This window comes from Chloroflexus aurantiacus J-10-fl (assembly GCF_000018865.1).
Classification (GTDB): domain Bacteria; phylum Chloroflexota; class Chloroflexia; order Chloroflexales; family Chloroflexaceae; genus Chloroflexus; species Chloroflexus aurantiacus.
The window spans coordinates 678,064-703,630 of sequence record NC_010175.1 but is presented as its reverse complement, the minus strand read 5'-3'; the positions used below and the strand labels follow the sequence as shown (position 1 = coordinate 703,630).

Annotated in this window: 22 protein-coding genes; 10 read left to right on the top strand and 12 right to left on the bottom strand. The window is 56.0% G+C overall.

Annotated features, from left to right (window positions below; genetic code table 11):
* Nucleotides 1-161: 161 nt before the first annotated feature.
* Nucleotides 162-332, bottom strand: coding sequence for a hypothetical protein (locus CAUR_RS02800; protein ID WP_012660468.1), 171 nt, complete (start codon nt 330-332; stop codon nt 162-164).
* A 472-nt stretch (nt 333-804) separates the two neighbouring features.
* On the opposite strand from CAUR_RS02800, the gene CAUR_RS02795 reads away from it, so the two are divergent.
* The 3 genes from CAUR_RS02795 to CAUR_RS02785 all read left to right on the top strand — a co-directional run bounded on the left by CAUR_RS02795 (nt 805) and on the right by CAUR_RS02785 (nt 2,321).
* Entirely contained in the window at nt 805-1,242 is a 438-nt protein-coding gene (locus CAUR_RS02795; protein WP_012256450.1) for a hypothetical protein, read from the top strand.
* 89 nt (nt 1,243-1,331) lie between these two features.
* Nucleotides 1,332-1,589, top strand: coding sequence for a hypothetical protein (locus tag CAUR_RS02790; RefSeq protein WP_012256449.1), 258 nt, complete (start codon nt 1,332-1,334; stop codon nt 1,587-1,589).
* Between the two features lie 12 nt (nt 1,590-1,601).
* Nucleotides 1,602-2,321, top strand: coding sequence for a Crp/Fnr family transcriptional regulator (locus CAUR_RS02785; RefSeq protein WP_012256448.1), 720 nt, complete (start codon nt 1,602-1,604; stop codon nt 2,319-2,321).
* Between the two features lie 800 nt (nt 2,322-3,121).
* Here the strand turns inward: CAUR_RS02785 and CAUR_RS02780 are convergent.
* Complete coding sequence (locus tag CAUR_RS02780) at nt 3,122-4,099, bottom strand: deoxyhypusine synthase family protein (protein ID WP_012256447.1); 978 nt, start codon at nt 4,097-4,099, stop codon at nt 3,122-3,124.
* 932 nt (nt 4,100-5,031) lie between these two features.
* On the opposite strand from CAUR_RS02780, the gene CAUR_RS21710 reads away from it, so the two are divergent.
* The gene (locus tag CAUR_RS21710) at nt 5,032-5,166 is read left to right on the top strand and encodes a hypothetical protein (RefSeq protein WP_273066967.1); all 135 of its coding nucleotides are present in this window, start codon (nt 5,032-5,034) and stop codon (nt 5,164-5,166) included.
* Between the two features lie 207 nt (nt 5,167-5,373).
* Here the strand turns inward: CAUR_RS21710 and CAUR_RS02770 are convergent, their stop codons facing one another.
* Nucleotides 5,374-7,062, bottom strand: a complete 1,689-nt coding sequence (locus CAUR_RS02770) for a right-handed parallel beta-helix repeat-containing protein (RefSeq protein WP_012660465.1) — start codon at nt 7,060-7,062, stop codon at nt 5,374-5,376.
* Nucleotides 7,063-7,819: 757 nt separating this feature from the next.
* Between CAUR_RS02770 and CAUR_RS21860 the strand changes: the two genes are divergently transcribed.
* The 3 genes from CAUR_RS21860 to CAUR_RS02755 all read left to right on the top strand — a co-directional run bounded on the left by CAUR_RS21860 (nt 7,820) and on the right by CAUR_RS02755 (nt 11,332).
* On the top strand, nt 7,820-7,972 hold the full coding sequence (locus CAUR_RS21860; RefSeq protein WP_083772609.1) for a transposase family protein: 153 nt from the start codon (nt 7,820-7,822) through the stop codon (nt 7,970-7,972).
* 885 nt (nt 7,973-8,857) lie between these two features.
* Nucleotides 8,858-9,139, top strand: a complete 282-nt coding sequence (locus CAUR_RS02760) for a DUF4212 domain-containing protein (RefSeq protein ID WP_012256445.1) — start codon at nt 8,858-8,860, stop codon at nt 9,137-9,139.
* Between the two features lie 39 nt (nt 9,140-9,178).
* A complete protein-coding gene (locus CAUR_RS02755) occupies nt 9,179-11,332 on the top strand; it encodes a sodium:solute symporter family protein (protein WP_012256444.1) in 2,154 nt (717 codons plus the stop codon).
* Between the two features lie 164 nt (nt 11,333-11,496).
* On the opposite strand, the gene CAUR_RS21135 is transcribed toward CAUR_RS02755, so the two are convergent.
* Nucleotides 11,497-11,904, bottom strand: a complete 408-nt coding sequence (locus CAUR_RS21135; RefSeq protein WP_044233407.1) for a hypothetical protein — start codon at nt 11,902-11,904, stop codon at nt 11,497-11,499.
* 775 nt (nt 11,905-12,679) lie between these two features.
* Here CAUR_RS21135 and CAUR_RS02745 point away from each other — a divergent pair.
* From CAUR_RS02745 to CAUR_RS02735, 3 genes are all read left to right on the top strand, one after another.
* Nucleotides 12,680-14,056: a DUF5010 domain-containing protein gene (locus tag CAUR_RS02745; RefSeq protein WP_012256443.1), complete on the top strand. Its 1,377-nt coding sequence runs from the start codon at nt 12,680-12,682 to the stop codon at nt 14,054-14,056.
* Nucleotides 14,057-15,156: 1,100 nt separating this feature from the next.
* A complete protein-coding gene (locus CAUR_RS02740) occupies nt 15,157-15,447 on the top strand; it encodes a helix-turn-helix transcriptional regulator (RefSeq protein ID WP_012256442.1) in 291 nt (96 codons plus the stop codon).
* Nucleotides 15,448-15,733: 286 nt separating this feature from the next.
* Nucleotides 15,734-17,050 (top strand): RtcB family protein, encoded by a 1,317-nt coding sequence (locus tag CAUR_RS02735; RefSeq protein ID WP_012256441.1) that lies wholly within the window; start codon nt 15,734-15,736, stop codon nt 17,048-17,050.
* Nucleotides 17,051-17,214: 164 nt separating this feature from the next.
* Here CAUR_RS02735 and CAUR_RS02730 read toward each other — a convergent pair whose 3' ends face one another.
* The 8 genes from CAUR_RS02730 to CAUR_RS02695 all read right to left on the bottom strand — a co-directional run bounded on the left by CAUR_RS02730 (nt 17,215) and on the right by CAUR_RS02695 (nt 25,536).
* Nucleotides 17,215-18,264 (bottom strand): LamG-like jellyroll fold domain-containing protein, encoded by a 1,050-nt coding sequence (locus CAUR_RS02730; RefSeq protein WP_012256440.1) that lies wholly within the window; start codon nt 18,262-18,264, stop codon nt 17,215-17,217.
* 173 nt (nt 18,265-18,437) lie between these two features.
* Entirely contained in the window at nt 18,438-19,757 is a 1,320-nt protein-coding gene (locus tag CAUR_RS02725; protein ID WP_012256439.1) for an NAD(P)/FAD-dependent oxidoreductase, read from the bottom strand.
* Nucleotides 19,754-20,797 carry a lysylphosphatidylglycerol synthase transmembrane domain-containing protein gene (locus CAUR_RS02720; RefSeq protein WP_012256438.1) on the bottom strand — a complete coding sequence of 348 codons (1,044 nt, stop codon included), beginning with the start codon at nt 20,795-20,797 and terminating at the stop codon, nt 19,754-19,756. Before CAUR_RS02720 ends, CAUR_RS02725 begins: the two co-directional genes overlap by 4 nt.
* A gap of 79 nt (nt 20,798-20,876) precedes the next feature.
* Complete coding sequence (locus CAUR_RS02715; protein WP_242605040.1) at nt 20,877-21,635, bottom strand: phosphodiester glycosidase family protein; 759 nt, start codon at nt 21,633-21,635, stop codon at nt 20,877-20,879.
* A 79-nt stretch (nt 21,636-21,714) separates the two neighbouring features.
* Nucleotides 21,715-22,182, bottom strand: coding sequence for a flavin reductase family protein (locus CAUR_RS02710; protein ID WP_012256436.1), 468 nt, complete (start codon nt 22,180-22,182; stop codon nt 21,715-21,717).
* Nucleotides 22,179-22,685, bottom strand: coding sequence for an acyl-CoA thioesterase (locus tag CAUR_RS02705; RefSeq protein ID WP_012256435.1), 507 nt, complete (start codon nt 22,683-22,685; stop codon nt 22,179-22,181). Before CAUR_RS02705 ends, CAUR_RS02710 begins: the two co-directional genes overlap by 4 nt.
* A 118-nt stretch (nt 22,686-22,803) precedes the next feature.
* The gene (locus CAUR_RS02700) at nt 22,804-23,943 is read right to left on the bottom strand and encodes an ABC transporter permease (RefSeq protein WP_012256434.1); all 1,140 of its coding nucleotides are present in this window, start codon (nt 23,941-23,943) and stop codon (nt 22,804-22,806) included.
* A gap of 39 nt (nt 23,944-23,982) precedes the next feature.
* A complete protein-coding gene (locus CAUR_RS02695; RefSeq protein WP_012256433.1) occupies nt 23,983-25,536 on the bottom strand; it encodes an ABC transporter ATP-binding protein in 1,554 nt (517 codons plus the stop codon).
* Nucleotides 25,537-25,567: the final 31 nt, after the last annotated feature.

Here is a 25,567-nt window from a genome sequence, read left to right as displayed (position 1 = left end):
AGCTCCAGCCGTGCTATCACGTGCTGAATGGATTGCCTTACCCGCTCGTCATTCGCGTGTCGTACGGTTTGGAGTGCGGCAGCCATGCTGCCGCGCCAGCCGTGCTTGCGATCACGTGGAGGTCGTAGCGGTCACAGCTCTCCGCACAGGGGGATCACGTTTCAGTGGAGATACCGTTGCCGACCAACATTACCTATGTCGCGCAGTTTGGAGTGCGGCAGCCATGCTGCCGCGCCAGCCGTGCTCACGATCCGGCGCGTGGCATACCGTTCCCCATCCTGGTCACGGGGGTGCTGGATGTGCTCGTGCCGATCATCGAGTCGGTCAGGCATACATGCGACACCTGCACGTAGACGTATTGTTGCACCAGGTTCGTGCTTGCGCACCAGCGGCTGCGGCCAGCACCTGCCGGCGATGGCGGGGATGCTTGCACGCAGGCTGGAAGCCTGCGCCACGGAGAGCCGCCACGGGGAGCACGTGCAGACCTGTCTAACGCAGCGCGACATGTGGGTAATGCATAGGGAGGCGGGTGAGGGTGTGTCGCATAACATTGCCGGTCGCACATCGTAACGGCTTGCCGGTCACGGAAACGACAGACGTGTACCTCACGACCACCTGACTTGTCGGTCATACGCGAGCTGACTTCTACCCAGGCGCGTGCTCTCTCCGGCGAGAAAGCAGGCTTACGTCAGCGCACTACTCGTTATTGTCCGAAATGTAGGCTGGCTCACAGAAGAAACACTACATCATTGCTACAGTCAGGATGCATTCGCTGTGATGAAATGAAATTGAGGAGGTGCCGTGATGATGGATACGATCCAAACGCAGCAGAACCTGATGTCGAAGGTCATTGGCGGCGTCGTTGGCGGATTAGTTGGTGGGGTTGTTTTCGGCATAATGATGGCAATGATGGGAATGCTGCCAATGATTGCCGGCCTGGTCGGTAGCAGCTCGGCAGTCGTTGGTTTTCTGATACACATGGTCATCAGTGCCATCATTGGTGCTGGTTTTGGCTTTCTCTTCGCCGCCCGCTCTACCAATATTACGCAGGGTGTGCTCTGGGGATTGGGGTACGGCTTTATCTGGTGGATTCTGGGGCCGATGGTATTGATGCCCTTGATGATGGGTATGGGCTTACAATTTGCCGCTGCTTTCACACCGCCAATGCTGATGAGTCTGGTCGGCCACCTCGTGTATGGTGGATTGGCTGGCGCGACGTGCGCCTGGTATCTGCATCGCTGAGAATATTCCGGTGTTACAGCAAAGAAGAGGGTACGACATCGCATGCGGCCATGTCGTACCCAAAATGCTATAATGATGGAGAAATCATCATGCTCCCCCTGCGCGTGTACGTTTCAGCAACCTGTACCGTTTGTAAATACACGTATGAACTTATCGAGCGGTTACGGACGATACGTCCCGACTATCCGGTCGAAGTGATCGATCTCGATCAGGATTCATCAAAACGACCTGCCTTCGTCTTCGGCACACCAACATATGTGGTAGGTGAAACAGTCATCGCGTTAGGTAATCCAGAACTATCAACACTGCTGGCCTGGCTTGATCACATTGCACGGGTGTCAATATAAATCGCGAAAGGAATGAGCGTGGGTACGTTGCAATCGGATCGTCTGGACGACAAGGTGCGTTATCTGCGTGATATTGACATCTTTCGCGATCTTGATCCAGATGAGATTGAATTGCTGGGGAAACGGGCACCGATGCAGCGTGTTCCAGCCGGAACCGTCTTCTTTTCCCCGGAACAACGCGCAGAGGTGCTGTTCATCCTCAAAGAGGGTCGTGTACGCATCTATCGCCTCTCAACCGATGGCAAGATGCTCACAACCGCCATCCTCAACGAAGGAACAATCTTCGGTGAGATGGCGCTGCTTGGCCAACAACTGCACCAGCACTATGCCGAAGCACTCACTCCCTGTCTGCTCTGCCTGATGAGTCGCGAAGATGTGAAGCGCCTCTTGCTGAGTGATCCACGGATTGCGACTCGCATCGTTGAGATTCTGGGTCAGCGTTTGATCAGTGCTGAACAACGGTTATCCGATTTTGCCTTCAAGAGTTTACCGCAGCGGATCGCCACGCTCCTGCTACAGATGGCTCAACCCGCCAAACCGCGCCTCTTCCGTCCCGGTAGTTCCCAGCGGGAAGTTGCCCTGACCCATGAAGCGTTAGCCGAAATGCTCGGTACATATCGCGAAACCACAACCAAAATTCTGAACGATCTTCGTACACAGGGATTGATTGAGTTGCGGCGAGGTCGAATTGTCCTGTTAGATGAAATTGGCTTGCAAAAACTGAGCGAATAAGGGTTTGTTGGGTAATGCTAAATCCGGTTTACTGTAAGTCATCGCTCATGATCGCACTGTCACACTAGAACTTATTTCATAAAACGCTGTACTGTCGCACTCTAACAACCATCTGCGGTGCTATCACACACTGGATTAGTTGCCTTGCTCGCTCATCATCCGCGTGTCGCGAAGTTTGGAGTGCGGCAGCCATGCTGCCGCGCCAGCCGTACACACGATCTGGCACGTGTCAGGTCGTTGACCTAACTGGTCACGCGAATGCCGGGTGTGCTCATTACGATCAGGGAACCGGTCGGCAACGAATGAGATACCTTCGTTGTAGGTGTTTTTTGAAACAGGTTCTAGCGATGCCCTGATCGTAGAGAGATAGATATAGTTTCCCTGCCGGGTTACCCGTGGCGCAGCGTTTGGCGTGCGGCAGCCACGCTGCCGCACCAGCCGTGCTCACGATCAGGCGCGTGTCGTGCCGCTTACCCTGCTGGTTGCGGAGTGCTGTTAGTGCTCGTCACGAGTCTGGCGTCGGTCAGGTATGTAGCAGTCATCGCTCGTGATCGCACCGTCACACTGGCGATGCCCTGAGTTTGGAGAGATAGATACCATTTCCCTGCCGGGTTTGCCGTAGCGCGTAGTTTGGAGTGCGGCAGCCACGCTGCCGCACCAGCCGTGCTCACGATCAGGCGCGTGTCGTGCCGCTTACCCTGCTGGTCACGGAGACGATATGCGTGTGCATCACGACCGCCTGATCTGTCAGTGATTCTTGTCGGGGCGACGATGATTTGCCCCGACAACGCCACCTGCCATCACCAGCCCAGGATCAGGGCGAACATAAGTGGTGCGACAATGGTGGCATCCGACTCGATAATGAATTTCGGTGTATCAACTGCCAGCTTCCCCCAGGTAATCTTCTCGTTGGGTACGGCTCCTGAATATGAGCCATAGCTGGTTGTCGAGTCACTAATCTGGCAGAAATAGCCCCAAACCGGTACACCCTCTCGTCCTAAGTCCTGGTGCAACATCGGTACTACGCAGATGGGGAAATCACCGGCAATACCGCCACCGATCTGGAAGAAGCCAATCGAGGCTTGAGCCGACGTTCGCGTGTACCAATCGGCCAGATCGATCATGTACTCGATCCCGGTTCGTACTGTATGCACATTCCTGATCTCGCCGGTAATGCAGTGGGCGGCGTACATATTCCCGGTGGTCGAGTCTTCCCACCCCGGTACATAGATCGGCAGGTTGCGTTCCATTGCCGCATACACCCACGAATCGCGGGGATCGATCTGATAGTACTGTTCGAGCTTCCCGGCCCGAAGGATACGGTAGATAAACTCGTGGGGGAAATAACATTCGCCATTCCGATCAGCCTGCATCCACTCGTCAAGCAGCGCCTTCTCAAGTCGACGCATTGCTTCCTCTTCAGGAATACAGGTGTCGGTCACCCGATTCATATGCCGCTCAAGCAACTCTTGCTCTTGCTGCGGGCTGAGATCGCGGTAGTGGGGAACTCGCTCGTAGAAGTCGTGAGCGATCAGATTGAAAATATCCTCTTCGAGATTAGCGCCGGTACAGGAAATCGCATGCACCTTCCCCTGCCGGATCATCTCGGCCAGCGAAAGGCCAAGTTCCGCTGTGCTCATCGCCCCGGCCAGCGTAATCATCATCTGACCGCCCTGATCGAGATGGCGACGGTACGCATCAGCCGCATCAACCAGGGCTGCTGCGTTGAAATGGCGAAAATGGTGGCGGACAAACTGGCTCACAGCTCCGTTTGTCATCGGTGAATATCCTTTCGTGTTGTTCCAACCAGTTCCTGTATTGTCAGGCACGCAGGTGCCTCGCCGATTATAGCACGCTCTTTCGACCGCTTCACGTGTGCTTGTAGGAGCGAGAAAATAGGAGAGAAAAGTAGGAATGCAGAGTAGAAACTCTTTCGGGTATTCCGCAGCATAATCATATGTCGTAGCGTGGTTTGGCATGTGGAAGCCATGCTTCAGTATTGACCGTGCTGCATACCGGTCACGTGTATAGGCATGACGTGCGTTCACGTCACGATCATCTGGTCTGGTAAGTGATAATATCAAATCTGGTTCAATAAAACTTATTTCATAAAAGCTGTACTGTCGGGCTGCCCGACCACTGCACAGGCTCTTGAACGCTTGCCAATCACCAACGATAGTATCTCCTGCTCCCAGTCTGCCGGTATGGAAGCGAGGAGGGCTGACGACCATCGCCAGTGCCATCACTTGTTGGATTGGGTGCCTTATCCGCTTGTTATGCGCGTGTCGCGACGTTTGGAGTGCGGCAGCCATGCTGCCGCGCCAGCCGCGCTCACGATCCGGCGCATGTCACGCCGTTGACCCGGCTGGTCACGAGGATGCGGTGTGTATTCATCACGATCCTGGAGTCGGTCGGCAATGAATCAGATAACTTCTAGCGCCTGTTATGGACTTTTCGGTTCTGCTCGTGTATTAGAATGATAACCCAGGTTGCCACCTACACTGTGAGCAAGCCGTGTGAAGCTAACTACCGTGATGAACAGCACGATGCTGCGCACAACACCGTGGAGTGTATCTGTATGAGCCAGGTGGGTAGCAACCAGTTCCCATCGACGCACTACGTCACACCATATGGTAGCATTTCGGGTCATGCCCATCCTCTGTGTTCTCTGTGCCTCTGTGGTGAGAAAGGTGGCAACTTGGATTATGATATGACACGAAAAGCCTATCCGCTTGATAGTTCCGATGAGGTGTGGCCGGTTGGCGCACCCTCTCTGACCCTGATGGACGATGCGGCACCGCATCTCATGATGATGCGACCATCACTGCTCCTGGGGGAAACATAGGCGCGGTTATCTGACTCAGAGTATGCTCAAAAATGGCGGGCAAGCAAGCTGTACAAATCGCATTGGCGCAGGCGCAAGCCTCTCGTGCTGCAACATAGTTCTCGGCGCAATGATTTATCCATTGGTAGCTCCCGGCTTTGCCCGGCGACCCCATTCAGGCAGCTATTCACTCGAAGCGGCCAGGCTTGCCGCATTTCAGCCCAGGAGTCATCCGAAGAGCAAACTCAGCCAGACCAACCATCGTTCCAGATACGCACCCGGAGCATTGTCGCTATTGGTGCGCGGGTACCCATCACGGTCGGTTGGCACGGAGTTATCCAGATTGCCCTGGGGCACTGTGCCGATCTCCCATACAAACGGCGGGATGACGGCGGGTGTGACATTAAGCCGATTGAAGAGGTGATAGTCGCCGCTATCGGGCGCCCTCAGTTCGGGCTTGACGGTGTTGATGGCATTATCGCTCAATATCTGTGTTGGATTGCAGGTGGGGTTTTCAGCCGCACAACCTGTTGTATCATCCACGCCTAGCGGATGCGTGGCGGGGCCGTTCCAGATTACGTTGCCTTTGATTACCAGGTTATTATCAGCGGTGACGGGGGCAGGCACGCCGCCGCTGGCCGGTGCTGGACCTGGTATGAAGAAGTGTTGCCATTGCGACTGGTAGCCATCCGGGTTGAAGATAAGGTTGTTGTAGATGAACACGTTGCGGTTGGGGATGCGCACATAGTTGTTGCCGTCGGGGACCAGGTTGTTGCCCCAACCGCCTTGGGCGGCGTACTCATCGCAACGCTCCCGTCCTTCATCACCGGGTTGCCCATCGCAGGAACGCCCGCCGAAGGCGACTTCGATAACGTGACTGCGCGCCCCGACGCGGTAGGCGGTGTTGTAGGCAATCAGGATGTTGTAGCCGCCATTAACGCCGAACGCCGCGCCTTCCAGATCGTGGAAGATGTTGTTGACCACTTTCACATCGTAGGCTTCGTATTGCAACCACGGCGCGACCATGAACTGAAAGCCTGTGCCTTGTCCGGCAGTGAAGCCGCCCGTGCCGCAACTGTGGAACTCATTCCCCTCCACACGAAGGTAAGCAGAGCCGCCTTTGGCGTACATACACCAATCGCCTGAGCCGAAAATTTCGCTGTCGAGCACATGCCCGTATTGCACGGCGACAAAGTCAACAGCGTTGTCCCAGCCGCCAGAGATAGCGCTGTTCTCGATGAAGATGTTTTGCGATTGGTTGAATTTGACGGCTTCTTGGGTTGAGCCAGTTTCGGGCGGCGTGCCGGTGATGGTCACACCACGGAGCAAGATGTGATCGCACTTCTCGCAGTGAAAGACATCGTTTTCAGATTGGAAGTTAATGCCGAAGATGTACAGGTAGCGGACATCATAGATGTTGACCGAAGGCAGGGTGACAGTGCCGTTGCCGCCCGCAGGTTGGATGATGATGGGGAACTGCGCACTACCGTAGCGCGACTCCCAATAGTTGGGCGTGTATTCAGGGGTGTAGGTGCCGGGGAAAAGGTTGATGCGGTAGCCAGTTTCGTTGAGTGGTGTATCTCGCGGGATGCGATTCCACGCTTCGGCGAGGGTGCGCACAGCTTGATCTTGCGGGAAGCCCGCGCGGGTGTCGTCGCCGTTGATTGGGTCAACCCAGATGTCGCTGACGACATACGCGCCAGGGTCGTAGGCACCGGCAGGCAATGGTTGGGCTGGCTCAGTGGGTAAGGTAGAAAGAGTGGGGTCGGGGATAGGGGTGAGCTTAGAGTCAGGCGTTTCAGTAAGGGCGGTTGGCTGTGGCGAAGGCTGCGGAGTGGGCGTGAGCGCAGAAGTAGGTGTAGCGCACGCAGTGAGGATGAGAAGAATAGTTAATGTGAAGGAAAGTGTTTGGCTCATGCTCAAACTCAGTGCAAGACGTATTACTCGTTGGCTCATGTTTAAACTCAGTGCAATAGGGTACACTCATCCGCAGCTCTTGCACCGTAGTGAATACCGAAGGTTGACCATTTGGAGCTGCGCACAATGCACTGTGGTTGAGGGACTATTGCTATCTGCAAGCGTTCACGTGTCCGGGCTGTAGGTGTGGTATTACTCCCAGTTGTAGCTCTCAATTGAGCGATAAACTCAGGAGTGATTCGTTGCCTGTTGATACGAACCTCGCCTATTGCCACAGGCGCGGACGGGTACGTTGTATGCACGCCACGAAACGGGCGCAACACAATACGCACCATTGTCCATCGTCCCTCGCAGGTGGTCACAGACATCGCTCGATTCCCATCACCATCCGCAGCGCATGCCTATATCCGATGGTCATGGTCTACGGTGCGATGCACTATGTTGTACTGATTTTGAACATAAGCCGAAAAATTTGTGATTAACAGTAGCACACAGCCGATACTATGTCAAGTAGCAATTAAAAAATAGGATAACCCAAGTTGCCACCTACGCTATGAGCAGGCCACGTGAGACTGATTGCTATAATGAACAGCATGACGCTGCACCCAACACTGCGGAGCGTAACCGTATAAACCGTGTGAGTAACAGCCAATCCCATAGACGCACTACGTCACGCCCTGCAAGAGCCTCTCAGATTATGCTCATCCTCTGTGCCTCTGTGGTGATATAAGGTAGCAACTTGGGTTAGGATAGAGCAATCGCATTTGAAACATATGAGAGAATTGCGGGTTTAAGGGAGTGGCTGAAGCAGTGTCTGGAGTTTCCCAACGGCATTCCCTCGCATGCGACGTGTGGCCGTGTCTTTGCCATGCTGAACTCGCAAGCGGTTCGGCGCAGGTTCATGGCATAGGGCCAGGCGATCACCGGGTTGACCGCCAGGCACGTGATAGTAGTGGATGGCAAGCAGGTGCGCGAGTCTGAAAATCGTGCCAACGGACGCGAATCAATGCGACTGGTACATGCGTGGGCGACCGCCAGCCAGGTAGGTTTGGGGAAGTGACGGTGGCCGAAGCATCGAACGCGATCACCGTCCTTCCCCGTCTATTGGCGGTGCGTGATGTGAGCGGTTGCCTGATCACGATGGACGCACCGGGGACGCAAACCGAGATCGTCAAACCGATTGTCGCACAAGAGGCGAGTATCTGTTCGTTGTCACGCAGAATCAGGGACGCCTGGACGCAGCCCTGGACAGCTTGTTGGCAGATGTATCCCAGCAGCATCATGGGCCACGCCCGTTCCGCGATGCCAGACCGGTGTCCAGGGAACAGGGACGGCTGGCGATTCGTGCGTGCTGGGCGACTTCTGACCCAGCATAGCTGGCGTATCGGCAGGAAGATTGCAGGTGGCAGGGGGTACAGGACCACTGCGCCACGCCTGCCATTCATCACCACCAGCCTGTGTATACGGGTACCCTCGTGAAGATGACCCTGTTTGATGTCTCATAAGCCAGCTCACACACTCTTTCACTCGTGAAGAAACCCACAGAGAACCTGGGGATTATTTACCAAAACTTTACACAAAGCTTAACCTGTGCTGAAAAAGGATTGCTACAATCATCACACCGCGATATGAGATGCATATCTGGCATGTTGGATGCCCGCCATTGTCTTGCCCTGGTTGTTAACCGTGGATGTTGCCAGTCTCACCATGTTCGTGAGGAGCACTGGCAGGCATAGCAACAGTCAATGTGCATCGACTGAATGTGTGAGCAGTGTAGCGCGTTGAAGGAGGTCCTATGTCGGATCTATCGAAGCTCCCAGTTGCGGAGCGCAATCGGTTGTACTGGTCAGAGAACCTGCGTCTGATCAGCATTCTGCTTGTGATCTGGTTCGCGGTGTCGTATGTACCGGTACTCTTCGTGGAGGCTCTGAACAACATTGTGATTGCCGGCTTCCCTCTCGGCTACTACATGGGTAGTCAGGGTTCGTTGGTCGTGTTTGTCATCGAAATCTTCTACTACGCTTATGCGATGAACAAGCTCGATGCAAAGTACGGACTGAGTGATCGCGACCGCTAAGCTGTTACCGGTGTCTTCAGTTGTAGAGGAGAAGAGCGCATGTCCACTTCAGCTCAGAGCGTCTTCCGCAATCGGATGGCGCGCTACTACGGCTACTTTACGATTGGCTTCATCGCTGTCAGCCTCCTGATGCTGTTGCTTGAAGTCTTTGCCGGTCTACCTACGCAACTTATCGGTTGGGCTTTCCTTCTGCTTACCTTCGCTTTGTATGCAACGATTGGTGTTCTCTCGCGCACGAAAGTGCTTGATGAGTATTACGTTGCAGGACGCAATGTTCCGGCAGTGTTCAACGGTATGGCAACCGGTGCAGACTGGATGAGTGCGGCGTCATTCATCTCAATGGCCGGTACGCTCTGGTTGATTGGCTACGATGGTCTGGCCTACATTATGGGTTGGACTGGTGGCTATGTGCTGCTGGCACTGCTCTTTGCTCCGTACCTGCGCAAGTTCGGTCAGTACACCATTCCCGACTTTGTCGGTGCCCGTTTCGGTGGTAACACCGCACGTGTGGTGGCTGCAATCTGCGCCATCATCGTCTCGCTGACCTACGTGACCGCTCAGGTCGTGGGTGTCGGTATCATCATGCAGCGCTTCGTTGGCGTTGATTACATGATCGGTGTTATCCTCGGCCTCTCAGGTGTGCTGGTCTGTTCGTTCCTGGGTGGTATGAAGGCGGTGACCTGGACGCAAGTGGCCCAGTACATTATTCTGATTACCGCCTATCTGATCCCGGTGACTGCGTTGTCAATCCAGCTTACCGGCTTCCCGCTTCCTCAGTTGAGTTATGGTCAGGCGCTTCAGCGCATTCAAGTGCTGGAACAGGAACAGGGCCTGTCGAAGGCATCTGAGTCGCCGGTCGTACCAGGTAAGTTTGTTACCAGTGGATATATTCCACCGTTCAATGAAGGTCTGAGCAACGTTGCTGCAATTGATGCGGTTCGGCAGCTCAATACGCAGTTTGGTCTGAATGTTACCCCACCCGCTGCGCAGGCAATTCCTGATGCTAATAAGCCAGAGCTGGGCGACTGGCGTGGAACGCCGTGGAACTTCCTGGCTCTGATGGCGTGTCTGATGCTGGGTACTGCCGGTCTGCCCCACATTCTGATCCGCTTCTACACGGTGCCTAGCGTGCGTGAGAGCCGCTTGAGTGTGGGTTGGTCGCTCTTCTTCATATTCCTGCTCTACTTCACCGCCCCGGCTTATGCCGCGTTCTCGCGCTGGCAGATTCTTGAGAATGTGGTGGGCAAGGAGATCAGCCAGTTGCCGGAGTGGACATCCACCTGGGCGCGGAACGGCTTGATCGTGATCCGCGACCTGAAGGTGCTGGATGGGGTGGAGGTTGGTAAGGAACCAACCTGGGTGAAGAACCTGATCAACGCCGGTTCGGTTGTGGTCGAAGATGCTAATGGAAATGGCAGAATCGATCTTGCCGCCTGGGAAGATGCCGGTGATGGCAAAGGCCGCGCTGGTGAGATCTCCGGTTCGGCAGTAACCAAGGCGCGTGTTGATGGTATCTTGCAGCTCAATGAGTTAGGGCGCACGGCTGGTGATGGTATCGATGGCGACCTTGTCGTGCTCTCGACACCTGACATCGCCGGTCTGCCCTTCACTATCGGCGCCCTCATCGCCGCCGGTGGTCTGGCTGCCGCTCTGAGCACCGCTGACGGTCTGCTGGTCGTGATCGCATCGGCTGTTGCTCACGATATCTATTTCCGCACGATCAATCCGAAAGCCAGCCTCAATACTCGTATCGTGCTGGGCAAGACAATGATTGTTGTCGCCGCAGTGATCGCTGCACTGCTCGCTATTCCACGCCTCGCCCTGATCGCGCAGATGGTGGCCTGGGCCTTCTCAATGGCTGCGTCCACCTTCTTCCCGGTCGTCTTGCTGGGCATCTTCTGGAAGCGAGCAAATGGGGCTGGTGCGATTGCCGGTATGATCGGCGGTTTGGCTGTGACCATCTTCTACATGGCGAACAACTATCTCAATCCGGCCTTTAATGTGCTCGGTATCTCGCACCTCGGTTCCGGTATCTTCGGTCTGCCGGTGGCGATTATTTTGATCGTGGTCGTGAGCCTGCTCACGAAAGAACCCTCGAAGGAGATTCAGGATCTGGTTGAGAACTTGCGCAACCCGATTACTGACGACGAGGGTATGACCAAGATGATCGATAAGATGGCACCGGCGAAGTAATCACTCATTCTCGTCTGGGAAGGCGCGGAGTCTATGCTCCGCGCCTTTTTTATTGGTTGCCGTGGAAGGTCGATAGGGGTTCGAGGGCGGACAGAAAGTATGAGTTAACGCGACATCTACTTCATCAGGACGCGCAATGCCGATGTCTAAAAAGCTGTGGTCTACTACCGGACTGTCACACAGGCTACTGAACGCTTGCCAATTGCCAGTGACAGCATATCATGCCGGTATGGAAGAGAGCAGCGCTGGCGATCATCAATCGTGCCATCACGTGCTGGATGGGTGTCCTTACCCGCTCGTCGTGCGGTGTTGCAGCGTTTGGAGTGCGGCAGCACGGCTGCCGCAGCAGCCGTGCTCACGAGCCAGGGCGTGGGTTGCAGTTGACCCGGCTGGTCACGAGCATAGAGCCGGTCGGCAATGAATGAGATAACTTCTCGTAAGCGAACTGCTCCAGCCGTGCTATCACGTGCTGGATGGATTGCCTTACCCGCTCGTCGTTCGCGTGTCGCGATGTTTGGAGTGCGGCAGCCATGCTGCCGCAGCAGCCGTGCTTGCGAACCGGCGTGCGGCACGCTGCTGACCCGGCTGGTCACGGGGTGCGGTGTGTGATCGTCACGATCATAGAGTCGGTCAGGCAGATGTTTTTGAAATAGGTTCTTGTATTCTCGTGTAGAGGGTACATCTGCGCCAGATAGGTGTCATAACCTGGGTTGCTCTATACTGTCAGCAGGCAACGGAGCCTGACTGTCAGGAACAGCAGATGTTGCATGCAACACCGTATGGCGTAAACGCATCAACAATGTGCGAAGCAGCCAGTTCTCATAGACGCACTTTGTCACGCCTCACGGTAGAAACCCAGATTCTATCCGTCCTCTGTTTCCTCTGTGTCTCTGTGGTGATAAATGTAGCAACTTGGGTTGTCATACCAAATCTGATAGCAGAGAAAGCCTGACACGCTATCCAATCATCATACTGGTGTTATACCTGAACGATGCACTTTTGTGAATAAGCGGTAGGGGCACGGCATGCCGTGCCCCTACCTTGTCGCCACGGTTCTACAACCACGATGAACCACCTGTAGCTCGCTAATGGCACGTCTGGATGCACGTCAACACAGATATGGCACCTCAACGATGCACATCGTTGCGCAAACGTTGACTTCACTATCGTGGGTGTGATGCAGATTCTGCTCTTGTGAACTTCAACGCCTCTTCCCTGTACCTGCCTTGTCTTTGTGTTCGTTTGCTTCTGTCCTACCGGTAGGCTGCCTCTTATTCCTACGACTCCAGGTTGTGGGATATTCCTCTGCCATGCCAATTGCATCTGATCGTGCTATACTGCCAGTGTATGGAACAACGATCTGGTCATCTCACAATCATACAGTGCTGGTGTGTCTGTCTGATAATCGCTGGTTTGCTGATCGCTTGTAGTCCACCGGTGCCCGTTCCCCCGTCACCTACAGTGGCAGCAACGCCAGCATTGATGGTGCCGTCGCCAACGGTGCAACCATCTCCTACCGTTGTGCAGATACCCACCCAACAACCAACAGTGGTAGTGGCTCCGTCGCCAACTGCGATACCAACCAGTGTGCCACAGCCTATAGCAACGGCTCCGACGCCGGTTTTTCCTGTCCCAACCCCTGATCCGGCCTTGATGCAGCGTAAACCGCCACTGGGTACCTTCTTCTTCTACTGGTACAACTGTCCGCAACAAGAATGCGACTCTAGTCAACTACTCGCTGTACCACCGGGATGGCTAACCCCATTGCCTGCTGATCCCGACCCGCGCGATGGTTTCAGTTACTCGTCCTATAACTATGACTGGTACGAGAACGAACTACGCACGATGGCGTCTATCGGTATCTCGATGGTCTTTCCGGTGAGTTGGGGCGATCATCCCCATCCCTGGTTTCGGAATGATCGGCTCAATCTGCTTGTGCAGGCCAACGGTGTATTGGAACACCCACTGACCATCGGGATGTTTCTCGATACTACTGCCCAACAGGGGATGTATCAAGAGTTTCTGGGAAATGGTTATCGGTTTGGTCCTGATGCGCCACGATTACCACTCAGCGATCCACGGAGCGGCTACTTTTTCTACAACCTGCATATTCGCGATTTCTTCACCCGCGTCCCCCGTGAGATGTGGGCGACTATCGATGGCCGACCCATTATCATCACCTACACCGCTCTCTGCTGTGATAATCTGGAATTGAGCGGGACTCTCTGGCAGGCGGTGAAAGATGCCTTTCGGGCTGATTTTGGTGTTGAGCCGTGGCTCATTCTGGAAGAGACGTGGCTCAATCCGCAGGCGCTGGCACCACCGGAAGGTTTGCCGGATAGCGCTCAGGTTGCTGATGGGGTGTACCGCTGGGGAACAGCCCTCCTTGGTCCGCATACTGCTGAATTGCGTGGCTTCAAGGTCAGTAGTGTCGGTCCTGGTTTTGATAATTCGCGTATTCCCTGGGTGCGTGAACCACGAGGTCAGCCGCGCGATGAGCCGCCCGGTGGTGGTTCTCCGGCACCCGGCGCATTCCTGCGCGCCAGTCTGGCTGCTATCCCGCCCGATACCGATCTGGTCTTGATCGAGACCTGGAACGAATGGCCTGAAAACAGCGCCGTCGCTCCTGCTGCCTACACCGACCGCGATGGTCGTCCACTACCACCCGATTTTTACCTCCAGATCATTCGCCAATGGCGTGAGCAGTTTGTGCCGCAACCATGATGGCATCGGAGAGGAAAGCGGAAAGTTCAGGATGCAGAACGGGGACAGGTCGATGCCTTCCCCGTTCTGCATCTTCCGTGTCGTATAGTTTGGTGTGCAGAAGCATTGCTTCCACATCTACGGTGCTCTATGCCAGTCGTGTGTCGCACCGGTTATCTCAAATTCTGGTGTCGTAGAAATCATCACAACCTATCCAACGTCAACCTTCCACCACTCCTGAGCGCGGAAGCGTAGAACCAGCGTCGCCGCGACGCACGCCGTGGGATCACGTTTCGGAAAGAATACTGTTATCAGCCAGGATTACCCGTGTCGCAGCGTTTGGAGTGCGGCAGCCATGCTGCCGCGCTGGCCGTACTCACGCACAGGCGCAGGTCGCAGCGGTTGTTCTGCAAGTCACGGGGATACCATACGTACAGAGCACGTCCATCAGCCTTGACCGTCCGTGAAGAGCAAACTGCGCGTGAGTGGTGACGCGGAGATGGTTAGTCTGCCCCACCGCCTCTTTCCGTTCTTGTCTTGTGACAGTGCTACAGGTGATGGAGGATCGCGGACGGGAATCCCAACCCTTGAGCGAGACATCCTCCATCGCTGGACTGCTGAACAGCGATGAGTCCATCAGCAGTGATGCACTGTATCAATGAGGATGTGGTATTACTTCCACTACCAGCCAGGCATCGTAACCCTTCAAAAGTGCACAAAATGAATACATTATGAACAAATATTCTTATAACCCTGGCAGCAGTGGCGGCCTGGATGGGGCAAACCTAATCCGCAGTGATCCACGTTAACGCCAGCCTGGCATTCGCAATCCCGGTTGAGAACCACACCGCAGCGACATGACACTCTCTACCACCAGCAAGCACCCAGGCACAGGCTGCGCACGCTATCGGCTGATTGCAATCTCGTGTGGCCCATCAATACGCCTTCTGACAGTAAAAACCCATCATCAATCATGGGTCTGACATGGATAGGTCGTTGCCACCGCAGGTGGGAAATCCACATCCCTTTACAGGCAACTTTTCCCTCTCTCACCTGACATAACACTGGTACAATATTTACAGGAACAGGTTTTTGCATCACATGCCTGGAAAGATTCTGGTATGGGTTGGACATTTCTTACTAATCACGCCCAGGTACTCCTCTGTATCGCGCGCAATCCACGGGTAACCGCCCAGGAGATTGCCCGCACAATTGGGATTACCGAACGGGCTGTTCAGCGTATTCTGCACGATTTGCACGAGGCCGGCTATATTTCACACGTGCGTGAAGGCCGGCACAATCACTACACCATCTACGGCGATCAGCCGCTCCGTCACCCGACTGTGCAGAACATTACCGTTCGTGAATTGCTGGCAGCGCTGACCAATGGTGCCGCTGTGATGGCAAAGTGAGCCGGTGCAGGGGCGTATCGTTCGCCCCTGCCCGCCATATCGCGCTGTTTCCCCTTGTTCCCGATGCGCATATTTCATGCAAAGATGATTTGCCCTTGATATAGAGGCTCATTCTCGCCTGCGCATCTTCGCTACAATCCGTCCTGATTGTATGGTATGATGAAATAGCGCCGTGTGCCTGCTCTCTGACGCAGCCGCGGCGTGTTCGTTCCTCTATTTCGCCCTGTTTATGTCTGGTGCCGTGACCATACTGAGGCACAGGACGAAATGAATTGAGGTGATACCTATGAAAGCAGCCCAGTTGTTAGCCGACTATACCAATCATCCGGCATTTCGTGAGTTGTGTCGGGCTGCTAAACAGATGCTGCGTGAAGGGCTTGATCCGGCTACGGTGCGCCGGCAGATCGCTGCGCAGTATGGTGAGCCGCCGGTGGAGTTACGCCTGCGCGCTCAGCCGCAGCCACTCAAGATTATCGGTGCCCATTTGATCGAGCCGGGTGCGATTGAACAGATGCAGACGGCGCTGCGCTTGCCACCCGCGATTCGGGGAGCACTCATGCCCGATGCCCATCAGGGCTATGCGCTGCCGGTCGGTGGCGTGATCGCGTATGACCGGGCGGTGGCGCCGTACCAGGTCGGTGTGGATATTGGCTGCCGGATGCATCTCTCGATCTTTGCTGATATGACCCCCGACGAGGCGCATCGTGATCGTCACCATCTGCTCGACACGCTTACGAAAGTCACGGTGTTTGGGATCGGCTCGCCGAAGAAGCCGGTTGCCGACCATCCCATTCTCGCCGATCCGCGCTGGCGGGCAACAAAACTGCTCCGCGAACTGCACGATCTGGCGACATATCAGATTGGCACATCCGGTGGTGGGAACCATTTTGCCGAGATTGTCGTCGGTGAGTGGCTTGATACGCACCGCACGTTTGTTGGTTTGCTCACCCATAGCGGGAGTCGTGGTGTCGGTGCGAAGATCGCGAACTACTACGCAACCCTGGCCGACCGGGAAACGGCGGTGATTGCCAGCGGCATTCCGAAGACATATGGCTGGCTGGGGACGGATACCGAAGCCGGGCAGGAGTATCTGCTGGCCATGCGTTTGGCAGGCGATTTTGCCCGTGCCAATCACGAGGTCATCCATGCCCGCTTTGCCAGGGCGGCAGGTGTTGCCGTGGAGCGGGTGATTGAGCACCACCACAATTTTGCCTGGGAGCAGCCCGACGGAACGGTTATTCACCGCAAAGGCGCCACTCCTGCCGAGGCTGGTACCTATGGGTTGATCCCCGGTTCGATGGCAACCGCCAGCTACATTGTCGAAGGGTTAGGCGAACCAACCTCGCTGGCCAGTGCATCGCACGGTGCCGGTCGGCGCTTCAGTCGTTCCGAAGCTCGCCGCACGATTACCCCGGCAATGGCAGCGGCAGTGGTGCGCGAGGCCGGTGTGCTGGTTCGCGGTCTGGCCGTCGATGAGTCGCCACTGGCCTACAAGGATATCGAGACGGTGATGGAGTTGCAGGTTGCCGCCGGCCTCATTCGCCCCGTGGCCCGGATGCGTCCACTGGTGGTGATAATGTCTGGCTCGGCAGGCGAGGATTAAAAGCCGATATGCGTCATCAGCAACGCATATATCATTCGTTTGGCGTGCGGAAGCTCTGCTTCTGCACGCACCGTGCTTGATGCCGGGCGCGTGCTATACCGCTCACCCGGCTGGTCACGGGTAGAATGTGCATTCATGTTCATCTGGCTGATCAACGATGACTGCTAGCTATTCGCAATGAACGGAATATACGCTCTTGGCGTCAACGGCACACTGCTCGTAGTGAACGGAGTATCACTCGACCAGTGCTGAGCAGCACCGCCGGCACGCGGCTTCAGTTCGCCGGGGCTTTGGTTGCCGGCTGTGGCATCGTTGATGGTTGTCCCACTGCCCTCATCAAACCGGTAAAGCGCAACGGTATTCGCATCCAGCGCATGCGGTGCAGTTGGGCGAGCAAATGCCCCGCTGTAACGCACGATGTTCGACAGGCGCAGATCGTCGATCCATCCGTTGAAGTAAAGACTGCCGGTCACGTCGTGCTTTTCGGCAGCGAACACAAGGTAAGGATCGCTGTTAGGATAGCTCGTTGGCCGATTCAGGCGATAATCAATCCGTCCCGGCGGCCCATCCATCTCGCTATCGAGCTGCCCGTCAATGTAGAGACGCACCGGTCCACTTGCAGAGCGGGTAATCGCGATGTGATGCCATTGCCCGTCGGTGACAATCGCATTGCCTTTGAGCAATCGATCATCCTGTCCGACATTAAACCCGACGACGAGTTTGTTACCGCAAATGGCAACACCGTAGTCACCATAATCCCCATCGCCGTACACGTCGCGGTCGATCACAATGTTGCCGTAGTACCAGCTATCGCACGGCGGCGCATCATTATCGCCTGGATTGGCCTTCATCCAGAACTCCAGCGTCATATCACCGCTCACGTTCACCGGTCGCGAGCTGCTAATTTGACCGTTGCTATTGACCGGGCCGAGCGGGATTTTGATCCGGTCGCTATCAGCGACGCCGTTACCGTTGCTGGTGTAGAAACCGTAGAAGCGCACCGAAAAGCCGACCGTCGCTGGGCTGGCCGCAGGCGCTGTTGGTGCTGGCGACGGTTGCAGCGTAGTGGTGACCGGCGGCAGGGTGGGTTGCGGCGTAGGCGAGGGCGAGATGGTCTCCCCTGTGGCGGAACTGACTGCCGGACTACCTGTGCTGCAGGAGATCAGCCAGCATATGATGCAGAGAAACAAGGTTATCTTCCCGAAGCGCTGCATAGCTGTTGCTTTCTGTGTCTTGCGTCATATGCCATTCGACTCCGGCTGGCGCTGCGTACAACAACGGTTGGGGCGTTGGGTCGCCAGTCTGGACGAGAGTGTCTCATGCGCTTGATCTGATTGGTGTCCTGAATGAGCTGCAACCTTGTTTTATCATCGGTTCACGCCGCATTTCAATAGCCTGAAGGTACTGTCTGCTGATACTGACCGGCGAATTCGTGCATCACTCGTGCGGCCCGTCGTCCCAGCTCAACGGCATAATTGGTACCGCGATCCCAGGGGTAGACCTGGCTCATACTGGCCCAAAAGAGGCCGGGCAGGGGGGTGGCAATGGGGGGAATGTTGCGACTGTGGTTGACCGGCACAATCGGTTGGGCATAGGTTTCGCGGTGCAACCAGTACGCCCGCACCCACTCTGGCTGAAATGCCGGATTGATTCGGCGCAGCGCCGGCAGGAAGCGTTCGAGCAAAGCTGACGCATCGAGGCGAAAGTACTCGTGGTTGGGGTCGAGATAATCACCACAGTAAATCAAATGGTCACCACCGTAATAATCCGGTTCAATGAAGTTAGTGTGCTCAACCAGCGCCAGGAAGGGAAATTCGTCTTTGGGCAGATTGAGCCAGTAAATTCCATTGGTGAGCGGGCGGCGGAGAGCGATGGTCATCACCACCGCTCCCATTGAGTTCAACCGTCGCAACTGTCCCAGATACTCGGCAGGGAGGGTCGTCACCAGGCGAGCCAGTAAGCCCGGCGCTCCGGTAACCAGGACGGCATCGTAGTCGGCTGGAGGATGCTGCGCCGCACTAATTTGCCAGCCGGTTGCTGTCTGGCAAACGGACTTCACCGGCGTTTGCCGCCACACCTGCACTCCACGCCTGACACAGGCCGCACACAATTCATCGGCGAACGCCTGAAACCCACCGCGAAAATAGCCCAATTGAAAGCTGCGTGCCCGCAAACGTGCCCACAACCAGGCCATATTCACTTCATCGGCGTGGGGGCCAAACTTGCCTTCAAGCAGTGGCCGCCAGATCACACGAGCGACATTACGCCCGGAGACCCGCTCTGTCCAGGCCATAGCCGTTGTCTGCTCAAGTCGTTGCCAGTTCTGCGTAATAAACTTCAGGTAAAAGGCGGTCAAACCGAACCGGAGCCGGTCAATGAATGGTAAGCCGGGGAAGCGCAATACCGGTAGCACGCCGTCGAGTGCATAGCCTCGTCCACGCCACCATTGCGCAGTGACCGGTGCCCGAAAAAAGAGCCGATCACGCATCCCGATGTCGTTCGTCAATTCGATGATCGCGTGGTCGGTGGTGAAGATATGGTGATAAAACCGTTCAAGCGGCCAATCCCAGGCTGCATCGCGAAAGCCACTGGCCAGCCCACCGACCTGATCCCCCGCTTCGTAAATCGTGACCGCATAGCCCTGACCGGCAAGATCGTAGGCTGCACTCAGACCAGCAATGCCGGCACCAACAATCGCGATCCTCATGGCAGCACCTTCTGCGAATTGACTGTATCGTTGGTTTCGACGTTCGGCGTAGATTGGGCCTGGATTGCTGCTGCGCGATCCAGATCACGCCAGGTCAGGCTTTGGCGGAGCATATACCATGCGCCGAGGAGCGTTATTGGCAACCACAGGGCAACGTGGAGCACCAGTGTATAACCGGCAGCGATAGCGTGAGGTACACCAAACTGCGTCAGAGTTGCGATTCCCGGTGCATCGAACGTGCCAATGTATCCCGGTGTTGAAGGGATCGTAGTGAAGAGATTAACAATCGCGGTCATCAGCATCAACACCAGAAACGAGACTTCAAACGGAAATGCATGCATCACGAACCAGTATTTGAGCGTCTCACCCAGCCAGATGAACGTCGAAGTGAGCAGAATCGTGATCATGTCGCGTGGACTGCGCAGCGATTGCAGGCCGATAATAAACCGATCAAAGAGGCCGTGAATATGTGGGCGCAGCCAGCCGGGAGCGAAGCGATCAACGATCATGGTGTACCAGCGACTCATCAATTGGGGACGAGCAGCCAGCACAACAAAACCGAGAAACGCGCAGAGGAATAAAGCGCTAAACCCAATTACCAGCGACCGAAACACTGGTGGCAATGGCGCAAATGGGAGCGTCACCGCCACAAAGAGCAGCATCACCAACCCGTCGAAGAGGCGTTCCAATACGACAGTGGCCAGCGAAGCGCTCATGGCAATCCCGCAATTGCGACGCAAGACATAACTGCGCAACACTTCACCGGCTCGCGCCGGGTAGACATTGTTGCCCATGTAGCCGATCACCACAATCGGGAAGAGGGTACGTAATGGCACGCGAGCCATATGGCTGAGCATCGATTGCCAGCGCCATGTGCGCACCCAAACGGTGATGAAGTAAACCAGGATACCTGGAATTAACCACCAGTAATTAGCCTCGCGTAATGCTTCCCAAAAATGGGCCAGGTCGAGACCGTAAAGGGCGATGCCCAGAAAAAAGATGCTAATGATCAGGCCGAGCCATAGTTTCCAGTGACGCACCGATGTTCCTTTGATGTGAATGCTACCTGCGTCGTACTCCGACGATCTCTCTGCATATTACCCTTGCTGTTGCCGAATGTCAAAGTTCCAGGATCAACAGGGCGAATGGGAGTGGGGTAAACGAGTCGACACGTACCCCGCCCTGATCACTCTGCGCAATTAACCCGCTCGAAGAACCGCCATCGAGATTAACCGCAATCTCAATGTCGAGATCGGCAGATGCCAGAAATTGTGACCATTCGGCGAGGCTAAATGTTGCACCTGGTGCCACAATCAACAGCACATAACCGTTCCGATCAAGCGCAATCGCGCTCCGCCGGGCGCGTTGCCCGTCATCGTCGGTGTAGGCCGCTTCGCCGTTTGTTCGCACCAGCAACGGCCAGCCCTGTATCGCCTGTACAAAGGGCGTACCATCGTAGGGTTGATCGGCAAGTGACCAAAGGTGCGGTTTGCCCTGCTCATCTATCGCAAACATGCCACCTTGATCGACATAACTGTATCCGAATACCTGCTGGTTGCTGATCAGCAGCGCAACCGGTTCACCCTGCTGATCAAAAAAGCCGCCATTAATCGCGGCCACTGCGCCGTACCGGGCAACCCAGGCGCTCAGGGTGAGTGGTGAAGTCGGATCGTAACCGACGACAAAGCGCACGTGCGCCGGATCGATCCGCACAACCTGCACCGGCAACCCTGGAGCTTCCAGTTGGCGGAACGCAATACCTGTACGCAGGGTGCGCCAGCCTGAGCTGGTGCTGGCATCAGGTGTCGGTGTCGGCATCAGCGTCGGCACAATGGTTGTCGGGGTGCCCGGTGTTGGCGTTACTGTACAGGCTGTCAATAGAAATATCAATCCGTACAGGAAGAAGCACAACAACACCAGGCGGTACCCTGCTGGCTGCTTGATGAATCTCACCGATTTACCCCAACTGATGGTAGCCTGATCGGTAGTACAGCAATGGTCTTCCCCCAAACACCCGGGCCGCGATGACTTCTCCCACGAAGATGGTGTGGTCACCGCCAGGCAAGGCGCTATGGAGCCGACATTCGATCTGGGCCAGCACCCCTTCGAGAAGTGGGAGTCCGTTCTCTGACAGGGTATAACTATGCGGGGCAAACTTTGCGCCGTCGTGCATGGCAAACCGGCGCGAGAGGTATTCCTGATCTTCGGCCAGGATGTTCACCGCAAACTTTCCGGCAGCGGCAATCACGTCATGGCTTGATGCCGCGTGATCAATACAAATCAGTACCAGCGGTGGATTCAGTGATAGCGATGCGAAAGAGCTGACTGTTAAGCCGGCCAGGCGTTCACCGAGCGCAGTCGTCACCACAGTGACACCGGAGGCGAAGTGACTCATCGTTTGGCGAAAAAGTGATTCGTCGATCATGATCGTCCTGTTGTTCGGCTATTGCGACGTGCAGCGATAGCAGCGTGAATCTCGGCACCAACGGCATGCTCTGCGCGGGCATCATCGTCGAGCAACAACAATTGTGGCACAACTGGCGCCGGCCCACCTTCGCGGTTGATGGCTACCATGCTGAAATAGCCGGTCGTGCAGAGCCGGCGATCTCCGATCAGCGGATGTTCGGCAAAGAGGTGTACGCGCACCACCATGGAACTCCGCCCAACGTAGATCACCCGCGAGAAGGCTTCCACAATTTCGCCCTGCCCAATCGGGGTCCGAAAATCAATCCGTTCGGTCGAGGCGGTTACAACCGGCAAGCGACAGAAGCGGAGAGCGGCAATCGCTGCCGCTTTATCCATCAGTGCCATCACATCACCACCAAACATGGTACCGTAGCCGTTGGTTTGATGAGGCAAGATAATTTCGGCCATGCGTTCTTCATTTGCCGCCCGCGCCGGCCGGTTAGGGAACGTTGTGTTATCCATATCACACCAACCTGTAGGTAGCGAACGGCGCTCATGCGAGCGCCGTCACTGGCTGTAGGATTATGCTCTTTCCAGAGGTAGCAATGGCCGGGATGCACCCCGACGACGTACTTGCGGTCTAGCCACCCCATCCCTTCGAGAGCTGGGTCTCTTCGCCGGGTTTGCGCTTGGGGAGACGGTAGACAAAGCGCACGATCTGATCGGCAGCCACGAACATGATAATGAGTGCCTGCACGATCTTGATCACGTCAATCGATAGGCTGGCGCGCACCTGCATCAGACGCGCACCGGTCAGTAACCCACCCCAGAGCAATCCCGAAAAGATGATACCGACCGGATTGGCACGGGCCAATAGGGCCACGGCAATCGCATCAAATCCAAGGCCGGAAAAGAAGTCGGCACTGAGCGCTCCACGCACACCAATCACCTCGATTGATCCGGCGATACCGGCCAGACCACCGGCAATTGCCATTGCCAGAATAATCGTGCGCGGGACACTGATGCCTGCGTAGCGGGCGGCGTTGGGGTTGGTACCGGCAGTCCGCATCTCGAAGCCGAGCGTCGTTCGGTACAACAACCAGGCCACGACAAAGACTAGTATCAAGGCGAGGGGAATCCCCAGGTGGAGGATGGTCGAGCTACCAACCTGAATGCCGGGTAAACGGGCCGTTTCGGCAATCAAACGCGAGCGGGCACCGGTGGTGTCGGCAGGATCACCCAGAATGTAGGGGGTTTTGCTGCGAATCAGCCAGTCGGTCATCCGGAGCGCGATGTAATTCAACATAATCGTGTTGATCACCTCGTGTGCACCGGTGCGCGCCTTCAGGAAACCGGCAATCGCTGCCCAGGCTGCACCGCCAAGTGCACCGGCAATCAAGGCTGCCGGAATGTGAAAGATTGCCGGCATCTGCAAGGTTGTGCCGATAACGACAGCAGCAACCGCGCCGGCGTAGAGTTGCCCTTCGGCGCCGATGTTAAACAGGCCGGCCTTGAAAGCAAGTGCTACGCACAGACCACAGATGATGAATGGCGTAGAACGGACAACCGTATCGGCAAATGCCCGTGGCGAGCCGAAGGCGCCTTCCCAAAGCCCAATGTAGGCTGCCTGCCAGTCGGCACCGGTAATCCCGATAATGAAGGCCCCTACCACCAGGGCTGTAAAAACGGCAAGGATCGGCACGAGAATGCCCGACCAGCGCTCCCAAAACTGGCGGAGCGCCGATGGGCGAATACCCGTTTCGGTGGCTGCCTGCGCCATGCTTCTCTCCCTGACCGCTTTCCTGCGGTCACAAAGTGTTTACGCTTCAACTGATACCGAACGATCTATGGTTGCGCCGGCCATGAGCAGGCCAAGCTCTTCACGCGAGAGTTCACCGTTTTTGACAGTCGCCACAATCTGGCCGTGGTACATAACCGCAATCCGGTCGGCAAGTGACAGAATCTCGTCAAGCTCAGCCGAGACGAGCAAAACAGCCACACCTTCGTCGCGCTTCTTCACGATCTGGTTGTGAATAAACTCGATTGAACCCACATCAATGCCGCGGGTTGGCTGTGAGGCGATCAACAACTTGAGCTGACGGGTAAACTCGCGGGCGACAATCAGCTTTTGCTGGTTGCCACCGCTCAGCGAGCTGGCCGGAACGTGAATGCTGGGTGTGCGCACATCGAATTCCTGTACCAGCCGGCTGCAATGATCGTTAATTGCCGGCTCATTGCGCACAATACCATTGGCGAATGGTGGCAGATAATACAACTCCAGCACCGAGTTATCAGTCAGCGGATATGAGGTTACCAGACCGTCACGCTGGCGATCTTCGGGAATATGGGCCACTCCCAGCTCGCTGATCGTCCGTGGGCTGGCGTTGGTCACATCGACGCCGGCAATCCGGATAGTCCCCCCTTCACTGGGGCGCAGGCCGGTCAGAGCGGCGACCAGTTCAGTCTGACCGTTGCCTTGCACGCCGGCAATGCCGAGAATTTCACCGGCACGTACCTCAAGGCTCACCCCCTTCACGGCCAGGAGCTGTCGATCATCGCGTACCTGTAATCCCTGCACTTCGAGCACCGGTTCGCCTGGGCGTGCGGGCTGTTTATCTACCTTCAGAATGACATCGCGGCCAACCATCATCGCCGCCAGACTGGCCTCGGTGGCCTGATCGGGTGTCGTTTCACCGACAACTTTTCCACCTCGTAACACCATGATGCGGTCGGCCACTTCGAGCACTTCCCGCAGTTTGTGGGTGATAAAGATGATCGATGTTCCCTGCGCGGTCAGGGTACGCATCACGCGCACCAGATCATCGGCCTCTTGCGGGGTCAACACAGCGGTTGGCTCGTCGAGGATCAAAATATCGGCATTGCGGTACAGCGCCTTAATAATCTCCACCCGCTGTTGGGCACCTACATCAAGGTCGGCGACCAGGGCATCAGGGTCAACCGCCAGCCCGTATTGGGTCGAGATCTGGCGAATGCGTTCCGCTGCCCGTTTGCGGTCAAGGAAGGGGCCACTGGTGACTTCGTTGCCCAGGATAACATTTTCCGTGACCGTCATGACCGGCACCAGTTGAAAGTGCTGGTGTACCATGCCGATCCCGCGGGCAATCGACTCGTGGGGGTTACTGATGCGAATAGGCTCGCCCTTGACAAAAATTTCGCCCTCGTCCTGGTGATACAGACCGTAAAGGATATTCATCAAGGTTGATTTACCGGCACCATTTTCACCGAGCAGGGCTAATACTTCACCCTTGTACAGTTTGATCGAGACGTTGTCATTCGCAACCACACCGGGGAAGCGTTTTGTAATCCCGCGTGCTTCGAGCACCACCGGGCGTTCCTGGCCGTTCTGCGTCACAGGCAACCTCATTCATCTACGTGGTATGTGG

Bases quoted from the DNA above. Each gene is read 5' to 3' on its own strand.
- CAUR_RS02800 (WP_012660468.1), bottom strand. From the start codon at position 332: ATGCCTGACCGACTCGATGATCGGCACGAGCACATCCAGCACCCCCGT.
- CAUR_RS02795 (WP_012256450.1), top strand. From the start codon at position 805: ATGATGGATACGATCCAAACGCAGCAGAACCTGATGTCGAAGGTCATT.
- CAUR_RS02790 (WP_012256449.1), top strand. From the start codon at position 1,332: ATGCTCCCCCTGCGCGTGTACGTTTCAGCAACCTGTACCGTTTGTAAA.
- CAUR_RS02785 (WP_012256448.1), top strand. From the start codon at position 1,602: ATGAGCGTGGGTACGTTGCAATCGGATCGTCTGGACGACAAGGTGCGT.
- CAUR_RS02780 (WP_012256447.1), bottom strand. From the start codon at position 4,099: ATGACAAACGGAGCTGTGAGCCAGTTTGTCCGCCACCATTTTCGCCAT.
- CAUR_RS21710 (WP_273066967.1), top strand. From the start codon at position 5,032: ATGACACGAAAAGCCTATCCGCTTGATAGTTCCGATGAGGTGTGGCCG.
- CAUR_RS02770 (WP_012660465.1), bottom strand. From the start codon at position 7,062: ATGAGCCAAACACTTTCCTTCACATTAACTATTCTTCTCATCCTCACT.
- CAUR_RS02760 (WP_012256445.1), top strand. From the start codon at position 8,858: ATGTCGGATCTATCGAAGCTCCCAGTTGCGGAGCGCAATCGGTTGTAC.
- CAUR_RS02755 (WP_012256444.1), top strand. From the start codon at position 9,179: ATGTCCACTTCAGCTCAGAGCGTCTTCCGCAATCGGATGGCGCGCTAC.
- CAUR_RS02745 (WP_012256443.1), top strand. From the start codon at position 12,680: ATGGAACAACGATCTGGTCATCTCACAATCATACAGTGCTGGTGTGTC.
- CAUR_RS02740 (WP_012256442.1), top strand. From the start codon at position 15,157: ATGGGTTGGACATTTCTTACTAATCACGCCCAGGTACTCCTCTGTATC.
- CAUR_RS02735 (WP_012256441.1), top strand. From the start codon at position 15,734: ATGAAAGCAGCCCAGTTGTTAGCCGACTATACCAATCATCCGGCATTT.
- CAUR_RS02730 (WP_012256440.1), bottom strand. From the start codon at position 18,264: ATGCAGCGCTTCGGGAAGATAACCTTGTTTCTCTGCATCATATGCTGG.
- CAUR_RS02725 (WP_012256439.1), bottom strand. From the start codon at position 19,757: ATGAGGATCGCGATTGTTGGTGCCGGCATTGCTGGTCTGAGTGCAGCC.
- CAUR_RS02710 (WP_012256436.1), bottom strand. From the start codon at position 22,182: ATGATCGACGAATCACTTTTTCGCCAAACGATGAGTCACTTCGCCTCC.
- CAUR_RS02705 (WP_012256435.1), bottom strand. From the start codon at position 22,685: ATGGATAACACAACGTTCCCTAACCGGCCGGCGCGGGCGGCAAATGAA.
- CAUR_RS02700 (WP_012256434.1), bottom strand. From the start codon at position 23,943: ATGGCGCAGGCAGCCACCGAAACGGGTATTCGCCCATCGGCGCTCCGC.